Here is a 3,028-nt window from a genome sequence, read left to right on the forward strand (position 1 = left end):
CGCCGACCCGGCGCGGCTTGCGTGAAACAACAGCTGCCGCGGGGGTTTTCCATGGGGCTTAATTTTTCGCCATACGCTGGCTGGACTGGCGACCGCAAGGAGTTACTCGGGAGCGCGGCGGCGAGGCAGTCGGTGAGTGCCGAGCCAACGCCAGCGGTTGACGGTGAAGGTTCGCTTGGAATCCGCCCGCCTGGCGCCGAGACCGCTGGCGGGTTGTCGGAAACTGGCTACCCCCGTCGACCGCAAGCTCCCGGGCAGGAATCAAAATCTGCGAGCAGCGCCACGAGTTCTGCGGCAACGGCACGCTCTGCGGAGGAGACGCAATTCGATCGAGTTGTCGATGGCCCAGCATCCGACCGCGTGGCCGCGATGCCCCGAAGAACAGTCAGGGAGCGGCTGCGCCGGCCTCTGATGCTTGCAGTGCCGATCCTGTTGGCTGCGTTGGGTGCCGCCTATTACCTCGCTGAGGAGCCTTATGTCTCGACCACCGATGCGTTCGTTCGCGCGGCGAAGATAACCTTGAACGCCCGGGTTGCCGGCCAGGCGGTGGAAATCGCCGTCCGGGACAATCAGCGTGTCCGGCAGGGACAAGTCCTATTTCGAATCGATCCGGAGCCCTACCAGATTGCAGTCGATATGGCCGAGGCGCGGCTCGCCAGCGCGCGCCTCCAGATCGACGGGTTCAAAGCGACCTACCGCCAGCAACAGGCCGAACTACAGTCGGCCAAGGATTCGGCCGCTTATGACGAGCGCGAGTATTACCGCAAGAAAGCGCTGGTCGCCGACGATTTCACCCCGCGTGAGGTCTACGACCGGACCGAGACGGATCTCAAGGTCGCTCGACAGCACGTCTCATCGATCGAACAGCAGATCGCCAACACGGTAGTTGCGCTGAATGGCGATCCGAATATCGAGATCGATCGCCACCCGACGGTCCGCGCAGCCAAGGCCCAGCTCGACCGCGCCCGGCTCGATCTCTCCTATGCGACGGTTGCGGCGCCCGACGACGGCATCGTGGCGAGGGTCGAGGACCTCCAGGTCGGCGACTTCGTCAATCCGGGCACCGCCGTGTTCTCGCTGCTGTCGAGCCGACGCATCTGGGTCGAGGCGAATTTTCGCGAAACGGGCCTGACCTACATGCGTCCGGGTCAACAGGCAACGATCCACGTCGACGCCTATCCCGATCGTCCATTCATGGCGCACGTCGTCAGCATGAGTCCGGGCACTGGATCGGATTTCGCGGTGCTGCCGCCCGAGAATGCGACCGGCAATTGGGTCAAGGTTGTCCAGCGTTTGCCGGTACGCATCGAGTTCGATGAACTCGATCCCAACCATCCGCTGTTCTCGGGCATCAGTGTCACGGCGCGGGTGGACACTGGCCATCGCCGCACTTGGCGCCACCCGCTCCAGCCCGCGCCCGCGGCGGAGGTCAAGTGAGCGCCGCTCTCGCATCGCGCACGGGAGTCGACGGCCATCGCGCGATCATCGTGGCGGCGCTAATGGCGACCTATATGGAGGCAGTTAACATTTCGATCCCGAATGCGGCGCTGCCGCATATCCAGGGCACACTATCGATGTCCGATGACGAGGTCGGCTGGGCGTTTACCTCCTATATCGTGGCGAATGCCGTCGTGATGCCGATGGCGCGCTGGCTCGCGGGGCGCTATGGCCGGAAGGCGGTCTATCTGTTCTGCCTCGCTGTCTTCGCGCTCGCCCTGATACTTGACACGCTTGCGACGACTCCGATCCAGTTCGTGCTGGCCCGGATCGTCCAAGGGGCCGCGAGCGGCCCTCTCGCTGTTCTGTCGATGGCCATCCTGCTGGATGTGCTGCCGCCGGCGCGCCATGCGCGGATCAGCCTGGCGTGGTCGGCGTGCCTGCTTCTCGGCATCAGCACCGGCCCGAGCATCGGCGGCTGGCTCAGTGAATATCACGGTTGGCCCTCGATCTTCTATTTCAGCCTGCCGATGGCGGGCTTCATCTTCGTGGCGATGGCGCTCTCACTCCCCGAGAAGAGGGCCGAACAGAACCCACCCTTCGACTTTTTCGGCCTGGCGACCTTCTCGCTCGGCTTGATCGGCCTCCAGATGCTGCTCGACCGCGGCGAGCGCCTGGAATGGCTCGCCTCGGCGGAAATCTGGGCCGAAGCGGCCGTCTCGGTCCTGGGATTCTATCTCTTCACCGTGCACGTCCTGACGGCGAAGGTACATTTTCTCAACGAGGCGCTTCTCAGGGACCGCAATTTCATGCTTTCGACGATCATGGTCTTCGCCGCCGGCTTCGTCCTGCTGCCGACCTTGGCTTTGACCGCGCCGATGCTCGAGGATTTGCTCAATTATCCCGTCGATACCGCCGGCTACATGCTCATGCCGCGCGGCGTCACGCTGGTGGGGGCGCTGGTGCTGATGAGCTTCGTTCCGGCACGAATCGACAACCGGCTGCTGGTGATCAGCGGCATGGCGCTCGTGGTCTATGCCCATTGGCGGATGCTCGGTTATTCACCGTTGATGGATGGGTGGCCGGTAGCCGCGGCAATCCTGTTCCAGGGGGCGGGTCTCGGCATGTTGCTTCCGGCACTCACCAAGGCGGCGCTCGGCACGCTTGATGCGAAATTCCGCCCGGAAGGCACCGCACTCTTCAACCTGTCGCGCGTCTATGGAAGCACGATCGGCATCGCGGTGGTCCAGATCTTCTTCTACAACAACACCCAGGCCATGCACCTCGCGCTTGCAAAGGACCTCGCGCCCTACCGTACCGCCGCGCATGTCGCGGGCTCAATCGCCAAGCCGGGCCTTGCCCTGCTCAACGACATGATCACCCAGCAGGCGGCGGTCGTCGCCATCATCGACCAGTTCAAGATCCTGATGTTCGCCATGCTGATCGTGAGCCCGCTTGTGCTTTTTCTGCGCAAGCCGCGGCTGGCCAGTTAATGCCCGCGGAGCCATCACGTTGAACGCGTCGTCGAAGCAGGGTGCCGGTGGTGCAGCCGCTGAGGTTAAACAAGGGAGGATGGGCATGGCAACATCCG

The 3,028-nt window shown here is 63.6% G+C and carries 2 protein-coding genes; both read left to right on the forward strand.

Features of this window, described 5'->3' with window-relative positions; translation table 11 throughout:
* Positions 1 to 369 precede the first annotated feature (369 nt).
* The gene (locus tag ABSG20_RS33545) at positions 370 to 1,437 is read left to right on the forward strand and encodes an HlyD family efflux transporter periplasmic adaptor subunit (RefSeq protein WP_423868734.1); all 1,068 of its coding nucleotides are present in this window, start codon (positions 370 to 372) and stop codon (positions 1,435 to 1,437) included.
* Complete coding sequence (locus tag ABSG20_RS33550) at positions 1,434 to 2,930, forward strand: MDR family MFS transporter (RefSeq protein WP_423868735.1); 1,497 nt, start codon at positions 1,434 to 1,436, stop codon at positions 2,928 to 2,930. Before ABSG20_RS33545 ends, ABSG20_RS33550 begins: the two co-directional genes overlap by 4 nt.
* Positions 2,931 to 3,028 lie beyond the last annotated feature (98 nt).

The organism is Bradyrhizobium sp. (assembly GCF_049512235.1).
Lineage (GTDB): Bacteria > Pseudomonadota > Alphaproteobacteria > Rhizobiales > Xanthobacteraceae > Bradyrhizobium.